At 64.9% G+C, this 21342-nt stretch carries 18 protein-coding genes and 1 pseudogene; 3 read left to right on the top strand and 16 right to left on the bottom strand.

Going from position 1 to position 21342, the window contains the following annotated elements:
• Nucleotides 1-8 precede the first annotated feature (8 nt).
• Nucleotides 9-899, top strand: a complete 891-nt coding sequence (locus NJH59_RS14835) for a cupin domain-containing protein (protein WP_185061928.1) — start codon at nucleotides 9-11, stop codon at nucleotides 897-899.
• Entirely contained in the window at nucleotides 899-1918 is a 1020-nt protein-coding gene (locus NJH59_RS14830; protein WP_196933054.1) for a radical SAM protein, read from the top strand. Before NJH59_RS14835 ends, NJH59_RS14830 begins: the two co-directional genes overlap by 1 nt.
• Before the next feature lie 45 nt (nucleotides 1919-1963).
• Here NJH59_RS14830 and NJH59_RS14825 read toward each other — a convergent pair whose 3' ends face one another.
• The 10 genes and pseudogenes from NJH59_RS14825 to NJH59_RS14780 all read right to left on the bottom strand — a co-directional run bounded on the left by NJH59_RS14825 (nucleotide 1964) and on the right by NJH59_RS14780 (nucleotide 14049).
• Complete coding sequence (locus NJH59_RS14825) at nucleotides 1964-3424, bottom strand: aldehyde dehydrogenase family protein (protein WP_229590181.1); 1461 nt, start codon at nucleotides 3422-3424, stop codon at nucleotides 1964-1966.
• Nucleotides 3425-3445: 21 nt separating this feature from the next.
• The gene (locus tag NJH59_RS14820; RefSeq protein ID WP_043864003.1) at nucleotides 3446-4627 is read right to left on the bottom strand and encodes an aminotransferase class I/II-fold pyridoxal phosphate-dependent enzyme; all 1182 of its coding nucleotides are present in this window, start codon (nucleotides 4625-4627) and stop codon (nucleotides 3446-3448) included.
• A gap of 44 nt (nucleotides 4628-4671) precedes the next feature.
• The gene (locus NJH59_RS14815) at nucleotides 4672-5361 is read right to left on the bottom strand and encodes an ABC transporter permease subunit (RefSeq protein WP_043864004.1); all 690 of its coding nucleotides are present in this window, start codon (nucleotides 5359-5361) and stop codon (nucleotides 4672-4674) included.
• Between the two features lie 10 nt (nucleotides 5362-5371).
• Complete coding sequence (locus NJH59_RS14810) at nucleotides 5372-6085, bottom strand: ABC transporter permease subunit (RefSeq protein WP_043864005.1); 714 nt, start codon at nucleotides 6083-6085, stop codon at nucleotides 5372-5374.
• 36 nt (nucleotides 6086-6121) lie between these two features.
• Entirely contained in the window at nucleotides 6122-6898 is a 777-nt protein-coding gene (locus NJH59_RS14805) for a transporter substrate-binding domain-containing protein (RefSeq protein WP_054914377.1), read from the bottom strand.
• Between the two features lie 80 nt (nucleotides 6899-6978).
• A pseudogene (locus NJH59_RS14800) lies at nucleotides 6979-7743 on the bottom strand (ABC transporter ATP-binding protein); the annotation flags it as partial.
• A gap of 88 nt (nucleotides 7744-7831) precedes the next feature.
• Nucleotides 7832-9433 (bottom strand): 5-guanidino-2-oxopentanoate decarboxylase, encoded by a 1602-nt coding sequence (locus NJH59_RS14795; protein ID WP_104572546.1) that lies wholly within the window; start codon nucleotides 9431-9433, stop codon nucleotides 7832-7834.
• 186 nt (nucleotides 9434-9619) lie between these two features.
• Nucleotides 9620-10621 carry a GTP-binding protein gene (locus NJH59_RS14790; RefSeq protein ID WP_253086937.1) on the bottom strand — a complete coding sequence of 334 codons (1002 nt, stop codon included), beginning with the start codon at nucleotides 10619-10621 and terminating at the stop codon, nucleotides 9620-9622.
• Nucleotides 10622-10635: 14 nt separating this feature from the next.
• Complete coding sequence (locus NJH59_RS14785) at nucleotides 10636-12372, bottom strand: amidohydrolase (protein WP_253086936.1); 1737 nt, start codon at nucleotides 12370-12372, stop codon at nucleotides 10636-10638.
• A 93-nt stretch (nucleotides 12373-12465) separates the two neighbouring features.
• On the bottom strand, nucleotides 12466-14049 hold the full coding sequence (locus NJH59_RS14780; protein ID WP_253086935.1) for an amidohydrolase: 1584 nt from the start codon (nucleotides 14047-14049) through the stop codon (nucleotides 12466-12468).
• 148 nt (nucleotides 14050-14197) lie between these two features.
• Between NJH59_RS14780 and NJH59_RS14775 the strand changes: the two genes are divergently transcribed.
• Nucleotides 14198-15100, top strand: a complete 903-nt coding sequence (locus NJH59_RS14775) for a LysR substrate-binding domain-containing protein (protein WP_253086934.1) — start codon at nucleotides 14198-14200, stop codon at nucleotides 15098-15100.
• A gap of 39 nt (nucleotides 15101-15139) precedes the next feature.
• Here the strand turns inward: NJH59_RS14775 and NJH59_RS14770 are convergent, their stop codons facing one another.
• The 6 genes from NJH59_RS14770 to NJH59_RS14745 all read right to left on the bottom strand — a co-directional run bounded on the left by NJH59_RS14770 (nucleotide 15140) and on the right by NJH59_RS14745 (nucleotide 21291).
• Nucleotides 15140-15469, bottom strand: coding sequence for a hypothetical protein (locus tag NJH59_RS14770; RefSeq protein WP_253086933.1), 330 nt, complete (start codon nucleotides 15467-15469; stop codon nucleotides 15140-15142).
• A gap of 26 nt (nucleotides 15470-15495) precedes the next feature.
• Entirely contained in the window at nucleotides 15496-16854 is a 1359-nt protein-coding gene (locus tag NJH59_RS14765; RefSeq protein WP_253086932.1) for a dihydroorotase, read from the bottom strand.
• Nucleotides 16851-18107, bottom strand: a complete 1257-nt coding sequence (locus NJH59_RS14760) for a Zn-dependent hydrolase (RefSeq protein ID WP_253086931.1) — start codon at nucleotides 18105-18107, stop codon at nucleotides 16851-16853. The genes NJH59_RS14765 and NJH59_RS14760 overlap by 4 nt, the downstream gene beginning before the upstream one ends.
• The gene (locus NJH59_RS14755; protein WP_253086930.1) at nucleotides 18104-19039 is read right to left on the bottom strand and encodes a dihydroorotate dehydrogenase; all 936 of its coding nucleotides are present in this window, start codon (nucleotides 19037-19039) and stop codon (nucleotides 18104-18106) included. The genes NJH59_RS14760 and NJH59_RS14755 overlap by 4 nt, the downstream gene beginning before the upstream one ends.
• Entirely contained in the window at nucleotides 19039-19869 is an 831-nt protein-coding gene (locus tag NJH59_RS14750) for a dihydroorotate dehydrogenase electron transfer subunit (protein WP_043864016.1), read from the bottom strand. The genes NJH59_RS14755 and NJH59_RS14750 overlap by 1 nt, the downstream gene beginning before the upstream one ends.
• Nucleotides 19870-20055: 186 nt before the next feature.
• Nucleotides 20056-21291 carry an MFS transporter gene (locus NJH59_RS14745; protein WP_253086929.1) on the bottom strand — a complete coding sequence of 412 codons (1236 nt, stop codon included), beginning with the start codon at nucleotides 21289-21291 and terminating at the stop codon, nucleotides 20056-20058.
• Nucleotides 21292-21342: the final 51 nt, after the last annotated feature.

Below are 21342 nucleotides of genomic sequence, written 5' to 3'. Positions count from 1 at the left end.
CCTGCCCCATGACCCTATTCAACTTCATCTTCGAACACATCAGCCAGCAGCAGTTTCTGGATGAATACTTCGATCGCGCTGCGTTGCACATCAAGGGCAGCCCGCAGAAATTTTCCAGCCTGTTGGATATGCAGGCCTTCAACCAGATTCTCAACAGCAACACCTTGCTGTACCCGAAGGTGCGCATCACCAACCACAACAACACCATTCACAAATACGATCTGATCGATGATGTGGATCGCTATGCAAACAACCAGAACAACACGCTGAACAAGAAAAAGATGCTGCACGCGATTGCCCGCGGCGGCACGCTGGTTTTCGACAACATCCAGCAACACAGTGCGCGACTGGAGAATTTCACCGATACGCTCGCCTCGGAACTCAATACGCGCATCGGCATGAACGGCTACTACACCGCCGCCAACCAGCGAGGCGTCAATCCTCACTTCGACAGGCACGATGTACTGGTGCTGCAGATCCACGGCAGCAAACGCTGGTACTACCGCGACGAACAGCATGTGTTGTCAAAGGCCATCCGTCATCAGCGCGTTCCTGCAATCGATGCGGCTGCCACCGGCTGGTCTTCGGTGCTGCTCGAACAGGGCGATGTCTTCTATTGCCCTCGCGGCCTCTGGCACTTCACTCGTACCGAAGCCCGGCACTCGGCGCACCTGGCTGTGGGGCTGTACCCACTGACCTTGAGGGAGTGGCTGGTGCGCCAGGAGCAGGATGAGAACTTCGCCACACTGCTGGAAACCTACGTGCGCCAACCGTTCCAACCTTCGACCTCGCCCATCCAACAGGCGCCGGTGCAGGCCCTGGTCGATCACCTGAGCGCCACCTCGCAGGCAGATTTCGACCTCGACCTGCACGCACGGCCCTATCTCGAGCTTGAATGATGGAACAGTTCTATTTCGTACTGACCGAACGCTGCAACCTGGCCTGCAGCCATTGTATCCGCGACTCTTCGCCTTATCGCGACGAAACCGCCGAGAAGGCGATGATCCTCGACACGCTGTCGCAGATCCGCCAGGACCATGCGCATAGCCTGGTGCTGCTCACGGGCGGAGAGCCCACGCTGCATCGCCATTTCGACAGCATTCTGCGGCACAGCCTTGCGCTCGGACTGCAGACCAAGATCAACAGCAACGGCGTGACGTCGTTCTACAAGCAGAACATCCTGGAGCAATGGGCCGGGCAGCCGTCACTCTCGGTACAGATATCCCTGGATGGCACAGAAGCCGAACATGACCTGGTGCGTGGGGCCGGCACCTACAGGCGCGCGCTGCGCACACTCGCCAGGCTGCGGGCACAAGGCATTTCGTGCAGTGTGTCGGCGACCGTCATCGACCTCGATTTTTTCGCGCGCATCGAACAGTTCATTCAACCGCTGGATGACCTTGAACTGACCCATATCGCAATCAAGCGGGCAACTTACGCAGGGCGCGCCTCATCAGGCATGGAGGTCTGCAGCCAGGCCTGGAACCAGCATGTCTATGCGCTGCGCAAGCAGCCCTACAAAACGCGCATCCTGGCGTTTCCAATGTACGACTTCAGTCGGCTGCAAGCGCTGGGTGACGACGCCATCGCCGAACTTGGCCGAACCATCACCACAAAAAACTGCGGTGCTGCGACGGCGAAGGTCTATATCTACCCCAATGGCGACGTGTGCTCCTGCACCTGCTTCAAGGCCCACCCCATGGGCAACCTGTACCAACAACCGCTATCGGCCATTCTTGCCCAGCCACTGCAGATCAAGGTGGAGCATCCCACCTGTCAGGGCTGCCGCTACTTTGCCGTATGCAACGGTGGCTGCCTGGGTAGCGGCTACCAGCATACCGGCGAGCTGGGAGAGCCCGACCCCCGGTGTCCGCAGATCCAGGCAGCACGTGGTGCAATACCGGCATTCAACATCTGATGCCAGAGGTGATGCTTGCGCTGGGTGTGTTGCGGCCAGCGCCAATCAACCAGCACTCACCACATGCTTCAACTCCTGAAACGCTGCCAGCCCCCAGGGGCCGAGCTCGCGCCCGATGCTGCTCTGCTTGTACCCACCCCAGGCGGTCTGCGGGAAGATCACCTGAGGCGCATTGATCCAGACCATGCCGGCCTGCAAGGCATCCGCTACCCGGTTGGCCGCAACTCGGTCGCGGCCGACCACCGTGGCCACCAGGCCAAAATCACCCTGGTTGGCCAGCGCAATGGCCTCGGCTTCGGTGCCGAAACGGCGGATGCAGATCACCGGGCCGAAGATCTCCTCGTTCCACAAGCTGCTGTCCAGCGCCACGTCGGTGAACACCGTCGGCGCAACGTAGAACCCCTGCGCCAAGCCCTGCGGGCGCCCACCGCCGCACTCGAGCCGGGCGCCCGAAGCCAGCCCGCGCGCGATGTGCGCCAGCACACGCTCGTACTGGGCACGGTTGACCAGCGCACCCATCTGCACCCCGTCGACAAAGGGGTCGCCAACGGTGATCGCCTGGGCGCGGGCCCTGACCTTTGCCACGAAGGCGTCCGCCAGGTGCTCGGCGACCAGCACCCGGCTGGTGGCCGAGCACATCTGGCCGGCGTTGTAGAAGCCGCCGCCACAGGTCAGCTCGACCGCCAGTTCCAGGTCGGCATCCTCCAGCACGATCAACGCAGACTTGCCGCCCAGCTCCAGGCTGACACCCTTCACTGTCTCTGCCGCGCGCTGCATTACCTGAACCCCCACCGCGTTGCTGCCGGTGAAAGAGATCTTGGCCACCTGCGGGTGCGCCGACAAGGGTGCGCCCACGGCCAGGCCGGTACCACACACGATGTTCAACACGCCCGCCGGCAGGCCCGCCTCGAGAATGATCCGCGCCAGTGCAAGCTCCGGCAACGGCGTGACCTCCGATGGCTTGAGCACCACCGTGCACCCCGCCGCCAGGGCCGGCGCCAGTTTCCAGGCCGTGGTGACCATGGGAAAGTTCCACGGCACGATCAGCGCAACCACGCCACACGGCTCGCGCCGCAAGCGCGCGGCATAGTCGCTGGCAGGCAGCTCCACATCGCGGTCCTGTGCAGCGTCAAGGCCCTGGGCCAGGTCGGCGTAATAGTCAAAGGTGGCTATCACGTCGTCCACGTCCAGCCCCGCTTCGGCCAATGGCTTGCCGTTGTTGCGCGATTGCAGCGCCATCAGGGTTTGGCGGTTCTGCTGTATGCCCCGGGCAATGCGGCGCAACACCTGGGCACGCAACGCGCCAGTGCTGGTTGACCACTGAGCAAACGCTGCAGCGGCGCTTTGCACGGCAAGCTCGACGGTTTCAGCGTTGCCCCCGCCCACCGTGGCGATCAGCGCCTCGGTGGAGGGGTTGATGACCTCGAGCGGCGGGCCGTCGGCGAGCCATTGCTCGCCGATCAGCACGCCGGCGAGCACTTCGGATGAACATTCAGGAGGCAGCATCGTCATTCCTTCGCAAGCGGCTCAGAGGCCGGCCTGCAGCTTCTCGATGAACTGGCGGATCCGCTGGCAGGCGTCCAGCAGGTCCTTGTCGGCAACGGTGAACGACACCCGCACGAAGCCCGCGCAACTGGCGCCAAAGGCCTGGGCATCGAGCACCGAGACGCCGGTCTCGCGGAACAGCGCCCAGGCAAAATCGACGCCCGACAGGCCCGTGGCACGAATGTCCAGCAGCATGAACATGCCCGCCTCGGGCACCTTGCCCTTGATCAGCGGCACCCCGTCCAGCTCCCGGGCGATCAGGTCACGGCGGCGGGTGTAGAGTTCGCGGGCCGAGGCGACGATCTCATCGTCCAGCTCGATGGCCTTGAGCGCGGCTTCCTGAACAAAGCCCGGCAGACCGTAGAGCATGCACAGCAGCAGGTTGTCCAGGTGCTGGACAAGGCTCGTGGGCGCCACCACCCAGCCGACCCGCCAGCCGGTCATCGCGTGGGATTTGGACAGGCTGTTGAGCACCACCGTGCGCTCGGCCATGCCCTCCAGGCTGGCGATGCTGATGTGCGGCGCGTCGTAGGTCAGCTGGCAGTAGACCTCGTCCGAGATCACCCACAGGTCGTGACGCCGGGCCACCTGCGCCACCGCCTCCAGCTCCTCGCGGGTGTAGACGTTGCCGGTGGGGTTGTTCGGCGTGGCCAGGGCGATGCCACGGGTGTTGGGGGTCAGTGCGGCTTCAAGCGCCTGGGCCGTGAGGCGAAAGTCCTTCTCGGCAGGCTGCTCGATGCACACCAGCCGCGCACCGGATGCCTGCACGCTGGCAGCGTAGGTCAGGTACATCGGCTCGGGCACCAGCACGTCATCGCCGCTTTCGAACAGGCACATGGCTGCGGCGTACAGGCCGTTCTGCGCACCGGCCACCAGCGCGACGTTCTCGGCGGCCACCGGTATGCCCAGCAGCTTGCGCTGCTTGGCCGCGATGGCTTCGCGCAGCTTTTCCCGGCCCACTACCGGGGTGTAGTGGGTATCGCCGGCCTTCAGGGCCTGGATCGCGGCCTCGCAGATCGCATCGTCCGTCGCGAAATCGGGGTCGCCGATGCTGAGGATGATCGCGTTCTCGCCCCGCTCCTGCGCCTGGCAGGCAGCATAGTGGATGTCCCATGCGGCTACGCTCTCGCCGCTGATGCGTTGAACCAGAGATGAATACTTCATTTGAATTCCTTGTGGCGTGCAGACCGACGCCAATACGTTAGCCACTAGACTCGACGCTGCGAGGTGGTGCCCATCAACTTGAAGCTCTTTTCGATGATCAGCGCCAGGACGATGTAGGTGATCGCCACCAACAGCAGCGGCTCATAGACCCGCAGGGTCTGCGAACGCACGATGTTGGCGGCGCCGAGCAGGTCGGTAACCGCGACGGTGGAGGCCAGCGCCGTGGATTTGAGCAGCATCACGCTCTCCCCCGCCAGGGTCGGCCTGACCATCTGCAATGCCCGCGGCAACCACACCCTGCGCAGGATCTGCCCGCGGCGCATGCCATAGGCGCGTGCCGCTTCAAGCTCGCCCCTGGGTACGGCGCGCAGGCCACTGCGCAGCACTTCGCCCACATACGCCCCCACGCTCAAGGTCAGTGCAAGGGCCACATACCAGAACCCTTCGCGCAGGTAGGGCCACAACACCCCGCCCCTGATCAGCGGGTAGCTGGCCAGCACGCTGCCGACGCCGTAATACAGGATGTAGATCTGCACCAGCAGCGGCGTGCCGCGAATCACGCTGCTGACAAACCGGCAGGCGTTGGCCAGCACGACGCTGTTGGACAGGCGCCCCAGGGCCATCGCGATGGCCAGTACAAACCCGAAGCCTGCCGAGATGAGCAGCAACTGCACGGTCAGGCCGGCACCGCGCAGCAGTTCACTGGAAAAATCATTCAGCCAAGTCAAATCCATGATCGTCCCCTTATACGTTCCTGGGCATCCAGCGTTCGAAGCCGGCCTCGAACTTGCGGAACACCATGCTGGAAACCAGGGTGATGACGTAATAGAACGCCGCGACCACCAGGTAGAACAGCAGGTAGTGCTTGGTGCTGGCCGCCGCCTGACGCCCGGCGGTCAGCAGTTCGCTGTAGCCCACCACGCTGATCAGCGCACTTTCCTTGACCAGCACCAGCCACAGGTTCGACAGGCCCGCGATGGCGAACGGCAACATGCACGGCAGGATGATCCGGCTCAACAGCTTTGCCCGCGACATGCCGTAGGCCCTGCCGGCCTCCACCAGCCCCGCAGGAATGGCCTCGACGGCGCCGCGAATCACCTCACCCGAGTAGGCGCCCTGGACAATCCCCAGCACCACGACCGCAGCCAGAAACCCGTTGATCTCGACACTGGGCCGGCCCATCGCGGCCATCGCCAGGTTCAGCAGGTCGGTGCCTGCGTAGTACAGCAGCAGGATCAGCAGCAGTTCCGGCACGGCGCGGTACAGCGTGGTGTAGCAGTTGGCACAGGCGACCATCCAGCGTGGCCCCCTGAGCTTGATCAACGCGACGAGCAGGCCGATGCACAGGCCCAGCGCGAAGGCCCCCAGGGAGATACCCAGGGTTTTCACCGCGCCCTGGGCCAGGGTTTGAATCCAGCCCTCGGCGAACAGCAGATTGGACATTTCAGAAATGGTCATACAGGCACCCGATCACCCGCGCAGGTTTCAACCGCCTCATTGGGCGGCTGTGACACTGGATTTGAAGTAGCGCGCACCAATGGCGTCGTAGGTGCCGTCTTCGCGCACGGCCTTGAGCGCCTGGTTCAGCTTCTCGCGCAGGGCATCGTCGCCCTTGCGCACCGCCGCGCCGATGCCCTTGCCGAACAGCGGGTCGGCCGGCGCGATGCCCTTGCCGGCCAGCATCGCGTTGTCGGGCAGTGCCAGCATCGGCTCCACCGAGATCTTGTCGGCCAGCATGATGTCGATGCGGCCGCTGCGCAGGTCGGCCAGCAGGTCGTCCTGGTCGTTGTAGTAGCGGATGGTCGAGCCTTTGCCGAAGTACTCCTTGACGTAGGCCGAATGGCTGGTCGAGCCCTGCACGCCAATGATCTTGCCCTTGAGCCCTTCCGGGGTGGGCGTCAGTTCCAGGGCGGCATCCCCGACCCACAGTGCGGGCGTCTCGATGTACGGGTCGCTGAAGTCCACCACCTGCTCACGTTCGGGGGTGATGGACATCGAGTTCATGATGACGTCCACCTGCTTGGAGCGCAGCGCCGGAATCAGGCCGTCCCAGGCCATTCCCTTGAGCGAGCACTCGGCCTGCATGCGCTTGCACACTTCGCTGATCAGGTCAGGCTCGAAACCGCTCCACGCACCATTGCTGTTTCTGAAGGAAAACGGCGGGTAGGGTTCCTGGGAAATCGCGAACACCACCTTGTCCTGGGCGTGAGCGACATTGATCGCCCCGGCCAGCAGGAGCGAGTGCACGACAGCAACGAGTGTCTTTTTCATTTAACAGTCCTTATGCAGCTATTGTTTGGTTTTTGGCAGCGGACAATGCAGGGGCACGCCCCCGCGGATGAATAGTGTTGTTATGAGCGATTGTTCTGCGCCATCACGAACTGGCGGCACCGTTCGCTGTGCGGGTCGAGCATCACCTGTTGCGGTGGGCCCTGCTCTTCGATCTGGCCCTGGTGCAGGTACACGACCTGGGTGGAGACATCCCGCGCGAACGCCATCTCGTGGGTCACCAGGATCATCGTGCGGCCCTCCTGCGCGATGTCGCGGATCACCTTCAACACGTCGCCCACCAGCTCCGGGTCCAGCGCCGAGGTAGGTTCGTCGAACAGCATCACCTTGGGCCGTACCGCCAGTGCCCGCGCGATGGCGACCCGTTGCTGCTGGCCACCGGACAGAAACGAGGGATAGTCGTGGCGCTTGTGGGCCAGCCCGACCTTCTCCAGCAACTGCTCGGCATGCGCGATCGCGTCCTGGCGCTTCTCACCCAGTACATGCACCGGGGCCTCGATCACGTTCTCCAGCACGGTGCGATGCGGCCACAGGTTGAAGTTCTGGAACACCATGCTCAGGGTCGCACGCAGCCGCTCGACCTGGCGCAGGTCGGCGATCTCGCGCACCCCGCCACGCCCCTGCCTGAACCTGACTTCCTCGTCGTTCACGCGCAGGCTGCCGGCGTTGGGAATCTCCAGCAGGTTGATGCAACGCAGCAAGGTGCTCTTGCCCGAACCGCTGGAACCGATCAGGGACACCACGTCCCCCTCATGGGCACGCAGGGAGATCCCTTTGAGGACGTGATGGTCGCCGTAGCTCTTGTGCAGGTCATCGATGGCGACGACGGGGGTCGACTGCACGCTTGGCAGCCCTTTTTCGTGGATCATGCTTCGATGTCCCATTGTTGTTGATCAACCCGACCGGACAGCCCCGTCAGGCAGGCAGAAAGTCCGAGGCGTTCAGTTCGATGACATGCGGCTCGCCGCTCTCCAGGCCTTGCAGCAGATCGCGCAACCCGTCCAGGCTGCCGGCGGTGTGGTACTGCACATGACAGGAGCGTGCGAACGCCGCGAAGTCCGGCGTGAGGATGTCCACGCCCAGCGGCGCAATGTCGCGCGCCGTCATGTAGTCGCGAATTTCGCCGTAGCACTGGTTGTTCCACAGCACCAGGATGACCCCGATGCCGTGCTCGCGCGCCGCGATCAGTTCGGCGCTCGAGAACTGCAAACCACCATCGCCCACCAGCGCCACCACGGCACGTTCAGGCAGGGCAACCTTGGCACCGATGGCCGCCGGCAGGCCGTAGCCCAGCGTTCCGTACCCGGTACCGGCGTTGAACCAGGTGCACGGGGCCGGTGCGCGATAGCCCAGCGCGCCCTGGTACACCGGCTGCGTCGAATCGCCAACCAGAATCGGCGCCGGCAGGCTGTCGCGCAGCGTATCCAGCAGCGCCTGCATGGCCTGCTGCCTGCCGGTCCAGCTGCCGCGCTCGGCGGCATTGACCCGCTGCACGTTCAACGCGGCCCAGTCACTGTCTGCGGCCGCCCCGGGCAGCGCTGCGATCAGGGCCTGCAGCCCCAACCGTGCGTCGCCAAGCAGCCCGACGGCTGCGCGTTGCACGCCCAGGATCTGCATCGGGTCGATGTCCAGGCGAATCACCGGCACCTGCAGGGCCAGTGGCCCGAGGCCGAAGAAGTCGTAGTCGGTTTCGCCCAGCTCGGTGCCCACCGCCAGCACCACATCCGCCTGGGCGAAAAGTGCACGGCCATGGGCGGACGATTGCACGCCATCGAGCAGCAGCGGGTGCGCAGGCGGCAGGATGCCGCGTGCATTGGTGGTCAGCGCAACGGGGGCCTGGAGACGCTCGGCCAGTGCCCGCAGTGCATCACTGGCACCGCGCGCGCCGCCGCCGGCGAGAATCAGCGGCCGCCGTGCCGCGCCCAGCAAGGCGGCGGCCTGCTGTACGGCCGCCTCGGCAGGCGCGCTGGCCAGCGGCAATGCGCGAGGGCTCAGGTCCAGGCCATCGGCCGGCATTTCCAGCACATCCAGCGGGATCTCGATATGAACCGGGCGCGGCCGGGCGCAACCGAACAGCGCGAAGGCACGGGCAATCACCTCCGGCAGTTCCTGCGGGCGCTGCAGGGTATGGCTGAAGGCACACACGCCGGCCACCATGGCGCGCTGGTCAGGCAGTTCGTGCAGGTAACCGTGCCCCAGCCGCTGGTGCTCGCGACGGCTGGTGGTGGAAATCACCAGCATCGGCACCGAGTCGGCGTAGGCCTGGCCCATGGCGGTCAGAATGTTGGTCATGCCGGGGCCTGTGATGATGAAGCACACCCCCGGCTTGCCACTGGCTCGGGCATAGCCGTCCGCCATGAACCCTGCGCCCTGCTCGTGGCGAGGGCTGACATGGCGAAGCCGGCTACCGTGCAATCCGCGATACAACTCAACAGTGTGCACGCCCGGAATACCGAACACGGTGTCCACACCATAACCTTCAAGCAGTTTGACGAGCGCCTGAGCACAACTAGTCATTGGGTCTTCTCCTGTTATTTTTACCAGACCGCCGAGGCATTTTTCAGTAGATGCTGGGCAACCACAATCGAATTAAATTTGGCTGATTGTTGATATCTGCTCACCACTCCTGCCCCCTCCGCACAGGCCAGAAGGCCACTACCACCCACATTGCTGAACCTGCCGGAGGCCGTCGCCAATTCCGCTTCACCCATGATGTGAATAAAGCTTGTCATTTGTGTGGACAACGCACGCCTGGAAGCCGGCCTCGAGCGCCTCGGGGGCCAGGGTGCCGCGCTTGCCGATGCACACGAGCCGGGTGTGGGGCGTTTCATCGCCCCAGGCGCGGTCGGGCAGGATCTCGCAGCGGCTGCCGACCAGGTGCATGATGAACCGCTTGCCCGGCACTTCGGCGATGTGCAGCGTGCCCTTGGCCCGATAGATCGACGCCGGCAGTTGCGCCAGCGTCGCGCGCAGCGTGTCGAGCGCCATCGGTCTGTCGCTGGCGAAACTCCAGGACTCGAACACGCTGGCGTGATCTGCCGCGTGCCCGCCCAGGCTCGGCGCTGAGGCCGTCTTGGCCGGCGTGAAGGACTCCAGCGGGTTGCCGCGCCCCACGCCCAGCACCAGCTCCAGCGGCACATCGCCATACTGGCATTCGAGCATTCGCGCCCGGGGGTACAGCCAGCGGCTCTTGAGCGCCTCGATCTGGCTGCGTTCGACCCGGTCCACCTTGTTCAGCACGATGATGTCCGCCACGTCCAGCTGGTCCATGGCCAACTGCGCCATCTCGCCCTCGAGCTGCCCGAACTGCTCGGTGTCCACCACCGTGATGATGCTGTCGATCGACAGCGCATCGCGAAACTGCGGGTACTTCAGCGTGCGGGCGATCTTGCCCGGGCTAGACACCCCGCTCGCCTCGATCAGAATGTACTCCGGGCGGTTCTGCCGGTCGCCGAGCAGGCGCCCCAGTTGCTCGATCAGGTCGCTTTCAACCGTGCAGCAGATGCAGCCGTTGGCCAGGCTGAGGGTGGTCTGGGTCTGGCTGACGATCAGCTCGCTGTCGATGTTGATCGCGCCAAAGTCATTGACCATCACCGCGATGCGCAAGCCGTGATCGCTGCCCAGGATCTTGTTGAGCAGGGTGGTCTTGCCGGAGCCGAGAAACCCCGACACCAGCGTCACCGGAATGGGAGACTGCTTGTTCATCAAAACGGCCCGCCTCAGAAGTTGGGGAGTTCACGGCGCCAGGTGGCCGCGTGGGTGCCGGCATCGAACTCGCCGTTGCGGTCCCAGGTGATTTCACCTTCGAGCACGGTGATCTGCACCTGGGTGTTGTGGATGTTGCCCTTGGGCTCCACCTCGAACAGGTTGCGATCGAGCACGATCAGGTCGGCGGACTTGCCCGTCTCGATGGAGCCGGCCTTGTCCTCGATACCCATGCACCACGCCCCGTTGATGGTCATCACGCGCATGGCCTGCTCCAGGCTGATGGGCGAGCCGTAGAAACTGCCCTGCTCCTCGCCGAACGGGTTCTGCCGGGTGACCATGGCCTCTAAGCCGATCCAGGGGTTGATGCTGGACACCGGCCAGTCGGTGCCCATCACCGCGACGCCGCCATGCTCGAACACGCCCTTGAAGTTGTAGGCGCGCTGCATGCGGTCCTCGCCGAACACGGCGCGGGCGTTGGCGAACGATGAAGGGAACCAGCCCACCGGGGAGAACTCGGCGGTGACGTTGAGCGCGGCAAAACGCGGCAGGTTGGCATCCAGCAAGGTGGTGCTGTGCGCGCACTGGTGGCGCACGCCGTCGGGCCCGTTCTTGGCCCGCGCCATGGCCACGGCATCGAGGAACAGGTCGGAGGCGCCGTCACCGGTGCAATGGGCGATGACCCGGATACCCCGGCGGTCCATGTCCACCACCATGTCGGTGATGTGCTCGGGGGTCAGGTTGAGGTGGCCGCGCCAGCGCTCCTCCCCCGGCCATGCGCTGGACAGGTACGACGAGCGCGATTCGTGGGTGCCGTCGAAGTGGAACTTGACCGCATTGGCGTTGAGCCGTGCGCTGCGATAGAAGTGACGCTCACCCGCCAGCAGCTCCCAGCGCCGCTTGACCGGGAAGATGTCGTCCTGCCAGCTGATCGCGGCCTCCACGCGCACCGACAGCTCGCCCGCCTGGTCGATGGCCTTGAGCGCATTGAGACGGTGCTCGCACACGTGCACATACTTGGTGCCCACCACCCCATGACCGCTCTGGAACCACACCCCTTCGCGGTAGGCACGCTTCAGGGCGTGTTGCGGCGTGGGCGGCATGGCGGCGTGCATCAGTGCATAGGCGCCGTCCACCAGGATGCCGGTCGGCTCGCCGGTGACGCTGTCGCGCTCGATGTAGCCGTGGCGCGGGTCGATGGTGTCGGCGTCGATCCCGGCGATCTCGAGCGCCCTGGAGTTGACCATCATGCAGCCCCAGGAGCGATCCAGGATCGCCACCGGGCGGTCCGGCAGCACGCTGTCCAGCCATTGGCGCGACGGCACCAGCCCGGCCTGCTTGAAGGTGTAGCGCACGAAGTACTGCCCATACACCCAGCCGTCGCCCGGGTGCTCGGCCGCATAGTCGAGAATGGCCTGGCGCACCTGCTCCGGGGTCGGATCGCTGAGGCCGACTTCGAGGTAGCCGGAGTACCCGGGCGCAAGCTTGAGGTCCGGGTGGGTGTGCATGTCGTAGATACCCGGCATCACGAAACGGCCGTCCAGGTCCACCACCTGGGTGCGCGGGCCGACGAACGCCTTCGCCTCGTCGTTGCTGCCCACCGCGACGAAGCTGCCATTGCGAATGGCCACGGCTTCGGCCCAGGGGGCAGACTCATCGACCGTGTAGATGCGGCCATTCAGAAACACCAGGTCGGCGGCGCCTTGGGGGCCGGGCACATGGCTGGAGCGGTAATCGGTCATCGCACTCATCGCAGGGAACACCTTTGCATGGCACCGCCGCGCGGTACCAGTCCAAGAAAACCAGGTTGGGTAAAAGGCGACGCAGGCGCCGTCGCCGGTCGGCTATTCGTCGGCCCGGGCCGGAATCCACCACTCCTCGCCACGGGCGGTGCGGATGTATTCGGGCCAGCGGAAGTCATGCGGGACCTTGAAGTCCCGGGGTAGCAGCGGCGCCTGCCAGCGTGTGCCGCCAATGCCGCCGCCGGTACGCTCGGTGAATTCCTGGCCGGCGGCGGCCAGCAGCTCGGGCCGCGTGAGCAGGTCGATCAGGGTGGCACCGATGGTCTTGGCCGCCACCTGGATCATCGGGTCGATGGTCTGGCGGATGCCGCCCAGGGCATTGGGCACCCAGTCCGGGTAGGTGTAGCCAGGCGGTGCCGAGAGCATCGGGCGGGCCACCAGCAGGCGCACGGTCGGGCAATGCCAGGTGTATTCGGGGTAGTCGTCCGAGGTCAGGTGCTTTTGCCAGGCGGGCATCTGCTGGCGCAGCAGGCGCTCGCACTCCTGTGGGTCGATCAGGGTTTCGGTTTCGGGCAGAAACGGCCGGGCCATGGGTTCGAGCCCCAGGTTGCCCTGGATCTGCTGCGCGATGGCGATGGCCTCGTCGTCCCAGGTGGGGGCGCCGATGGCCTGCAGGTTGTCGTAGGTGGCCTGCGCCAGCACATGGTTGGGCAGCCCGCCACGGGACTTGCACACCCAGGTCTTGTTCCACTGGCAGCCGGTGGCCAGGGCGGCGGCGGCAGCGTTGTTGTCCATCACCTGGGAGATGGCCTCGGCCTGCTCGAGCGAGTCGCAGCGCGACAGGTACTGGATCTGCGCGATGTGCGGTGGCAGGTTGTCGGCCGTGGCCTGGCCGGCGGTGAGGATCGCCTCGTTGTAGCTCCACAGCCCGGTGAACGGCAACGTGGAGCGGCGCATGCTTTCGTTCAGGGTATAGAAGTGCACCAGCGCGTCGTTGGCCCCAGGCGCCCTGGCGGCCAGGTGGTTCTGCGGAATCGGGCTGTACTTGTCCGCTGCGATCCAGTCCTGGGGCGAATCGCAGGTGAAGGTATAGATGTAGGCGTAGGCGATGCCGCAGTGCGTATCCCAGGTAGTGGTGTTGTTCAGCGGCAGCATGTACGTGGGGTGGAAGCTGATGGCCGCGTCCAGGTCATCGTAATAGCCCTTGGCCGCGTGCACCGGCTTGGAGGCGCGCAGCTTTTCCGCCGGCTCGCCGAAGAATTTCAGCGTGCCCGCGATGCCATGTTCGAGCATGGCGGCCTTGGCGGCCAGCAGGCCACCCAGGGCACTGATGCCCAGCGCCGAATGAGGGTCGGTATGCCCCGGGGCGAAACGCGACAGCCCTTCGCGCGGCTGGCGCCGGGTGGTCGCCGCCTGGTTGTTGCCCGGCACCGCGTCGTACTCCGCGTAGGTCGCCAGCACAGGGCCGTCGCCGTTGCGAAACGTGGCGCAGAAGGCGGTAGGCATGCCGCCGCTGCCCTCCTCCACCTCGAACCCTTGCCTGCGCAGCAGCTCGACGTACCAGGCGCAGGACTTGTACTCGCGAAAGGCCGGCTCGGCATAGTGCCAGATCACCTGGTGCCAGTCGGACAGGGTCGTTTGCTGTTGGTCCACCCAGTTCTGGGCAAAGGCCTTGGGCTCGATCATGCAGGGCATTCCTTATTGGTATGTGACCCCGCTGAGCGGCTCGGACCCGCAAGGCCTGCCTAGTATTGTTGAACCAGAAAATACGACAATCGATTTATTTCGCCATTAATGTTTATATTTGCTCAACAATAAGTCAGTGGAGCGCCCCATGCGTCTACCCTCGATGCCCGCGTTACGTGCCCTGGAAGCGGTTGCCCGGTTGGGCAGCGTGACTGCCGCGGCGCTTGAGCTCAACCTCACCCGCAGCGCCATCAGCCATCAGATCACGGGCATGGAGGACACCCTCGGCTTTGCCCTGACCGAGCGCCAGGGCCGGGGTATCTCGCTGACGTTTCGCGGCGAACGCTACGCCCGGGAGATCCAGCGCCTGCTGGCCAACCTGGAGGATGCAGGCCGGCGGGTCGATGACCAGGAGGTGTATGGCAAGTTGATCATCAGTTGCAGCTCGGGGTTTTCCACCTACTGGCTGTGCCATCACATCGGCGGCTTCGTGAAGGAATACCCCCAGGTCCAGTTGCACATGGTCACACCGACCACGGCGGATGACGTCAGCAACCACAACGCCGACCTGTTCATCTCCTACGGTATCGGCGACTGGCCTGGCATGCAGGTGGAGCAGATAGCGGCGCTGAACTACTTTCCGGTCTGCAGCCCGCGGCTGATCAACGCCCTGGGCGGGCTCAAGACCCCGCAGGACCTGGCCGCGTTCCCATTGCTGCACATGAGCGACTACAGCGACTGGCGGGTGTGGCAGGCGGCGGCGAACACCCCGGAGTTGAACGTGGCCACGGGCATCCTGTTTTCCGATGCACATTGCGCACAGGCGGCGTGCATCGCGGCCCAGGGCGTTGCCATGGGCGACAACCTGTTGTGTGGCGACTCCATGGCCAAGGGGCTGCTGGTGCGCCCCTTCGATATCGTCATCCACTCGCACCGCGGCTACTACCTGGTCACCGACCTGCAGAAGTGCGAGCGGCCCGCCGTGCGGGCCTTTACCAACTGGATCAAGAACCAGCTGCAGGCTTCGAGGCAGTCCTGGACGGCGCTCTAGGCCGTTGGCTCCGGCCTGCTGGCGCCGCCAGCCGCCGCCCTAGAAAATCCGCTCGCTCCTGGCGTAATGGGTCACCACCTCGATCAGCGCCTGGTGCGCAATCGCGTGATCGCACGTCGCCAGGGCCGCCTGCAGGCTGTTAATGTACTCGAGCAGCTGGCGCTGGTTGCGCAGGGCGAAGTCGTGCTCCAGCCCCTGATCCTCGTAGATGAGCACGTAGCTGCGGCAAAAGCCCGCGACCAGAAAGGCCGCGCCGGCCTGGAACGGCTGGTCACGGATGATGGCCTCACAGTCGGCGTTGGCCTGCTTGAACGAGTCGGTGCCCGGCAGCGCGGCGGCGAAGCGTTGCACCATTTCATGAAAATTCATCGTTGTTCGTACCTCTTGTTGCGCCACTAGGCAGGCGTGGCGCGGTTGAAGGAAAGTCGTTGCCCACGGACTGCACTGTTCACCGTGGCGCCGTCCCACACCCGTTCGCCATTGACGAACGTGGCGACGATGCTCGATGAGAACTCGGTACCGGCAAACGGCGTCCAGCCGCATTTGGACAGCACCTGGTCATTGCTCACCCGGTGCGGGCGCTGCGGGTCGACGAGCACCAGGTCGGCGGCGTAGCCCTCGCGCAGGTAGCCCCGGCCACTGACCTGGAACAGCTGCGCCGGTGCGTGGCTGACCACCTCAACCAGACGCTCCAGGCTCAGCTCCCCGCAGAAGACGCGCTCCAGGGCGGCCTGCAGCGCGTACTGCACCAGCGGAATGCCTGACGGCGCCTTGGCGTAGGTGCTGCGCTTTTCTTCGAGCAGGTGCGGGGCATGGTCGGTCGCCAGCACGTCGAGCCGACCTTCGGCCAGCGCCTTGACGATGGCGTCGCGGTCGCTGGCCGACTTGATCGCCGGGTTGCACTTGATCAGAAAGCCCAGCCGCTCGTAGTCCTGATCGGTGAAGTGCAGAAAGTGCACGCAGGTTTCGGCGGTGATGCGCTTGCCGCTGAGGGGGCCGGGCTCGAACAGCAGCAGCTCTTCTGCCGTGGAGATGTGCAGCACATGCAGGCGCGTGCCGTGCTTGCGCGCCAGCTCGATGGCCAGCCGAGTGGACCTGATGCACGCCTGGCGCGAACGGATCAGCGGGTGCTCGCGGGCCGGAATGTCCTCGCCAAAGCGCGCCCTGGCCTTTTCCAGCTCGGCATTGATCATGGGCGTGTCTTCGCAATGGGTGATGATCGGCACCGGCGAAACCCGGAATATCTCGTTCAACACCTCGGGGTCGTCCACCAGCATGTTGCCGGTCGAGGCCCCCATGAACACCTTCAGCCCTGGCGTGCTGGCCGGGTCGATGGCGCGAATGGCGGCCAGGTTGTCGTTGCTTGCCCCCATGTAGAAGGCGTAGTTGACCGCGCTCGATGCGGCGGCGATGGCGTACTTGGCTTCAAGGCTGGCCCGATCGAGCGCGGGCGGGTTGGTGTTGGGCATCTCCATGAAACTGGTGATGCCGCCCGCTGCACAGGCCCGCGACTCGCTGGCGATGTCCGCCTTGTGGGTCAGGCCGGGCTCCCTGAAGTGCACCTGATCGTCGATCATTCCCGGCAGCAGCCACAGGCCGTGCGCCTCGATCACGCCCTCCCCGGCAAGCGGCTGCAGGGCCTGCCCGATACAGTCGATGCGGCCCTCGCGCAGCCGCACATCGGCCGCCCAGGTGCGGCCTTCATTCACCAGGGTCGCGTTGCGGATCAGCCAGGCATTGCTGGGTACGCTCATGGTGTCAGCTCCAGTGTCGTGTGATAGAGCACCTCGGTGGCCACCAGAAAGTCGTCCAGGGCCATGGCCTCGTGGGGGTTGTGCGAGCCGTGCTGGTTGCGGATGAACAGCATGGCGCTGGGGATGCCGACGTTGGCGAAAACCGCAGCGTCATGGCCGGCCCCGCTGGGGGTGAGCACGCCCTGCCAGCCTTGTTGGCGGGCCTGGCACACCAGCGCCTCGACCCAGGGGGCGTGCATGGCCGCCGGGGCCGTATCGATACGCAGGTCGAACTCGAAGCGAACCTGGCGGGCCTGCTCGATGGCCTTTGCCTCGTGCAGCGCAACCGCGTGAAAGGCCTCGAGCGTGGCCATGTCGAGGCTGCGCATCTCGAGGCTGAAGCTGACCTCGCCGGGAATACGCGAGACGGCATGGTGCGCCGCGTTGGTCCCCAGTGTGCCGACGGTAACCACCAGGTCTCGCCCGGCGGCGAGGTACTCACGCCAGCATTGGTCGATGCGGGCCACCAGCTCGCTCACGGCAAACACGGCGTCGTGGCGGTCCTCCCGAGCCACGGCGCCCGAATGGCCATCTTCGCCCAGGCAGCGAACCTGGTTATGGCGCAGGTTGCCGCGGATGCCGGGCACGATCCCCACGGCCTGCCCCATGCGCTCCAGCGACTGCGCCTGCTCGATATGCACTTCCAGATAGCCGGCAAACTGGGTGCGATCGACCAGCCACTGCCGACGGCCAATCGCTGCCAGGTCGGCGCCCACGGCCTGCATGGCCTGGCCCAGGGTGCGCTGGCTGAAGCGGTTGGTCAGCTGCAGGTCGTGCTCGCTCAACCCGCCGACCAGCGCACGCGAACCGATGTACGACTTGCCGTACCAGGCGCTCTCCTCGCCACGCAGCCCGATGACCCGCACCGGCTGCGCCGTGGCCACGCCCTCGCGGTCGAGCCGGCACAGGCACAGCAGGCCCGCCACAACGCCGGCCAGGCCGTCGTAGTTGCCGCCCTGGGGCACCGAGTCCAGGTGCGAGCCGTACCACAGCGCGGGCTGGCCATTGTCGCTCTTGCGCGTGAAGATCACGTTGCCCGCACGATCGGTTGCCACCTCCAGCCCCTGGGTCAAGGCGAAGTCGCTCAGGCAGGCGATGGCGTCACTCTCGCCGGGGCCGTAGCTTTCGCGGGTGATCCCCTCCTGGGGATCGCGTGACAAGGCGGCGATGGTGTCGAACAGTCTGGCGGCCTGTTCAGGCCATTGCGCGATCATGGCAAGGCTCCAAACGGCTCGGCGGGCAAATCGTCAAGGGCGCCGATCAGGGTGCTGATCGAGGCAACGCCCTTGCGCCGGCAGTAGGCCTCCAGTTCAGACACCATGGTGTTCATGGTTTTCGGGTGCAGGAAGGTGGCCGTACCCACTTGCACCGCCGAGGCGCCGGCATAGATGAACTCCAGCGCATCGTCGGCCGTGGCAATGCCACCGCAGCCAATCACCGGAATTTCCAGCGCCTGGGCGCATTGATAGGTCAGGCGCACCATCAGCGGGCGGATGGCGGCGCCGGATATGCCGCCCATGAAGTTGCCCAGCCGCGCGCGGCCTCGCTCGATGTCCACCGACAACCCGAGCAGCGTGTTGCCCACCACGACGGCATCGGCCCCGGCCTCCTGCGCAGCCAGGGCAACCGGCACCACCTCGCCGGCATTGGGGGTCAGCTTGACCCACAGCGGCAACGAGGTGACCTGGCGCATCAACTCCACCACGTCGCGGGTACTTTCAGCCTGCATGCCGAACGACTGGCCATGCGCTTCCAGGTTGGGGCACGAGATATTGGCCTCGATGCCGGCCACGCCTGGCACATCGCTCAGCCGCGCCGCCAGGTCGGCAAAGCCCTGGGCCGTGGGCGCCGAAATGCTCACGATCAACGGCGCGTCGTAGTCGCGGTAGAACGGCACCACCTTGTCGATGAACAGCTGCGCGCCTTTGCTGGGAATGCCGATGGCATTCATCATCCCGTCGTTCAGCTCGCAGACCCGCGGCATCGGGTTGCCGCTGCGCTTTTCGGTGGTGATGGTCTTGGTCACCAGTGCACCCAGCTGGTTGAAGTCCAGCAGGTGGGCAAGCTCTTCGGCAAAGGTGCCCGATGCCGGCATCACCGGGTTCTTCAGGCGCAACCTGCCGACCTGTACGCTCAGATTGATCATCACACCACCTCCGCCAGGTCGAATACAGGGCCTTCGAGGCATACCCGCTTGCCCACCCTGAGCCCGTCCACCTCGAACACCTCGACGCAGCACTGGCACATGCCCAGGCCGCACACCATCTGTTGCTCCAGCGCTACCTGGCCCACCAGGCCGAGCTCGGCGCTCAGCTTCTTCAGCAACTGGGTCAGCCGCCTGGAGCCACACGTGAACAGCGCATCGGTGCCTTCACGGGCGATGATCTGGCGCAGCAGCGGTTCGAGCCGTTCGGGCGAGCTGCTGCCATCCTCATCCAGCACCACCCGCACGTCGGCCCCCAGCGAGGCGAAGCGCTCGCGGGAAAGCAGGCTCTTCTCGCTGCGGGCACTCAGTACTGCGGTCAGGCGGATGCCCAGCCGATGCGCCGCTTCGGCCAGCGGCGCCAGGGTGGCCAGCCCCACGCCCCGGGCCACGATGATCATGTGCTGCCACCCCGGCTGCAGGTCGAAGCCCTTGCCCAGCGGGCCAAGAATCTCCACGGTCTGCGCCTGGCCAAGCGTCTCCAGGCCATAGGTGCCCTTGCCGGTCACCTTGTACAGAAACTCCACCTGGCCCGTGGCCGGGTCGGCCTTGTAGGTGCTCATGGGGCGACGGAAGTACGGCTTGTGCTCGCCTTCACTCGGGCACAGCAGGTTGAAGAACTGCCCCGGCAACGACTGGCTGGCGGCGCCGTCGGCCTGTAGCACCAGGCGCTTGTATTCATCGTTGACCCATTGGTTGGAAATCACGACCGCCAAGGTGTCGTCTGGGGGAGTCAGGGCACTCGCCTGGCAGCAGCCGGAAATCACGTTCATTGAGGTGGCCTCGCATTTGTCTAAATTTTTATACAGCACGGTCAAAAGTAAATGCCGCCTCAGTGATGAAGCGGCAGATGAAGCGGTGTTTCAGCGATTGCGTAAGCTGACTGTACTGCAGCTCGGTGTTTCTGTCTAATTTTTGATACGTATAAGCCAGAGCAAATTCATAACCATCCCGCCGGGCTAGGCCGGCTGCGGCTTCGGCACGTCGTGGGCCTGGCAGGCGGGAAGCAGCAACACCGTCGCGAGCATCGCCACCCCATACAGCGAGGCAAGCAGCATGATGGCCGCCGAGAACGAATAGTGCAGCGCTACGGCGCCCACCACCAGCGGCCCGAAGCCACCGGCGGCCCTGCCCACGTTGAACAGCACGTTCTGCGCCGTGGCACGGATCTGCGCGGGGTACAGATCGGAGATCAATGCGCCGTAGCCACCGATCATGCCGTTGACGAAGATGCCCATGATCGCGCCGGCAAACAGCATGACCGTGGGGTTGTCGAGGTTGGCATAGGCGATGACCATGAACGCTGCGCCGGCCTGATACAGCAGGAACATGCGCTTGCGTCCGAAACGGTCGGCCAGGTGCCCGAACAGCCAGATACCGAACGCCATGCCCATCACCGTCACTGCGGTCCAGGTTCCGGAGGCCATCAGCGAGAAGCCGAACTTGTTCGACAGGTAGCTGGGCATCCAGATCATCAGCCCGTAGTAGCCGAAGTTCTGCACCGAGGTGAGCACCATCACCCCCAGGCTCGCCTTGCTGGTCTGCCGGTCCTTGAACAGGTCGGTGAAGCGCCGTGCGAAAGGCACCGGGTCGGCTGCGGCCTTCACGAACTCTGCCGGCTCGCTCATGGTATGGCGAACCACGAGCGATACGAACGCTGGCAGCAACCCGACCAGGAACATGCCGCGCCAGCCGATGTAGGGCAGCAGCAATGGCGTGAGCAATGCAGCGGCGAGCACGCCGGCCTGCCACCCCATGCCCACATAGGAAGAAGCACGATTGCGCCGGTTGGCCGGCCAGGTTTCGGCGATCAGTGCCATGCCGATGCCGAACTCCCCGCCCAGGCCGAACCCGGCCAGGGTTCGATAGATCAGCAGGTCCCAGTAGCCCTGGGCGAATGCGCACAGCCCGGTGAATATCGAGAAGGTGAGGATGCACAGGGTCAGCATGCGTACCCGGCCATAGCGGTCGCTCAATTGGCCGAAGATCAGCCCCCCGGCCACGGCGCCGAGCAACGTCCATGTCACCAGCGAGCCAGCCTCCGAGGAGCTCAGACCGAGACCGATGGTGATCGCCGGCAGCATGAACCCGAGAATCAGCAGGTCGAAGCCGTCCATCGCATAGCCGGTCACGCTGGCTATCAGGGCCTTCTTGGGTGACGCGTCCTTTTTCGGACGCTTTTCGGAAGAAGCCATCTTGCTTTACCTCTTGTTTTTGTATGGTTTTTTAGACAGCTGACGCCTGAA

Source organism: Pseudomonas sp. VE 267-6A, from assembly GCF_024126555.1.
Classification (GTDB): Bacteria; Pseudomonadota; Gammaproteobacteria; order Pseudomonadales; family Pseudomonadaceae; genus Aquipseudomonas; species Aquipseudomonas palmensis.
This window is presented reverse-complemented; position numbering and strand designations above follow the sequence as displayed.

Excerpts from the sequence above, each read along its gene's own strand:
- NJH59_RS14835 (WP_185061928.1), top strand. The coding sequence starts at position 9 with ATGACCCTATTCAACTTCATCTTCGAACACATCAGCCAGCAGCAGTTT.
- NJH59_RS14830 (WP_196933054.1), top strand. The coding sequence starts at position 899 with ATGGAACAGTTCTATTTCGTACTGACCGAACGCTGCAACCTGGCCTGC.
- NJH59_RS14825 (WP_229590181.1), bottom strand. The coding sequence starts at position 3,424 with ATGCTGCCTCCTGAATGTTCATCCGAAGTGCTCGCCGGCGTGCTGATC.
- NJH59_RS14820 (WP_043864003.1), bottom strand. The coding sequence starts at position 4,627 with ATGAAGTATTCATCTCTGGTTCAACGCATCAGCGGCGAGAGCGTAGCC.
- NJH59_RS14815 (WP_043864004.1), bottom strand. The coding sequence starts at position 5,361 with ATGGATTTGACTTGGCTGAATGATTTTTCCAGTGAACTGCTGCGCGGT.
- NJH59_RS14810 (WP_043864005.1), bottom strand. The coding sequence starts at position 6,085 with ATGACCATTTCTGAAATGTCCAATCTGCTGTTCGCCGAGGGCTGGATT.
- NJH59_RS14805 (WP_054914377.1), bottom strand. The coding sequence starts at position 6,898 with ATGAAAAAGACACTCGTTGCTGTCGTGCACTCGCTCCTGCTGGCCGGG.
- NJH59_RS14795 (WP_104572546.1), bottom strand. The coding sequence starts at position 9,433 with ATGACTAGTTGTGCTCAGGCGCTCGTCAAACTGCTTGAAGGTTATGGT.
- NJH59_RS14790 (WP_253086937.1), bottom strand. The coding sequence starts at position 10,621 with ATGAACAAGCAGTCTCCCATTCCGGTGACGCTGGTGTCGGGGTTTCTC.
- NJH59_RS14785 (WP_253086936.1), bottom strand. The coding sequence starts at position 12,372 with ATGAGTGCGATGACCGATTACCGCTCCAGCCATGTGCCCGGCCCCCAA.
- NJH59_RS14780 (WP_253086935.1), bottom strand. The coding sequence starts at position 14,049 with ATGATCGAGCCCAAGGCCTTTGCCCAGAACTGGGTGGACCAACAGCAA.
- NJH59_RS14775 (WP_253086934.1), top strand. The coding sequence starts at position 14,198 with ATGCGTCTACCCTCGATGCCCGCGTTACGTGCCCTGGAAGCGGTTGCC.
- NJH59_RS14770 (WP_253086933.1), bottom strand. The coding sequence starts at position 15,469 with ATGAATTTTCATGAAATGGTGCAACGCTTCGCCGCCGCGCTGCCGGGC.
- NJH59_RS14765 (WP_253086932.1), bottom strand. The coding sequence starts at position 16,854 with ATGAGCGTACCCAGCAATGCCTGGCTGATCCGCAACGCGACCCTGGTG.
- NJH59_RS14760 (WP_253086931.1), bottom strand. The coding sequence starts at position 18,107 with ATGATCGCGCAATGGCCTGAACAGGCCGCCAGACTGTTCGACACCATC.
- NJH59_RS14755 (WP_253086930.1), bottom strand. The coding sequence starts at position 19,039 with ATGATCAATCTGAGCGTACAGGTCGGCAGGTTGCGCCTGAAGAACCCG.
- NJH59_RS14750 (WP_043864016.1), bottom strand. The coding sequence starts at position 19,869 with ATGAACGTGATTTCCGGCTGCTGCCAGGCGAGTGCCCTGACTCCCCCA.
- NJH59_RS14745 (WP_253086929.1), bottom strand. The coding sequence starts at position 21,291 with ATGGCTTCTTCCGAAAAGCGTCCGAAAAAGGACGCGTCACCCAAGAAG.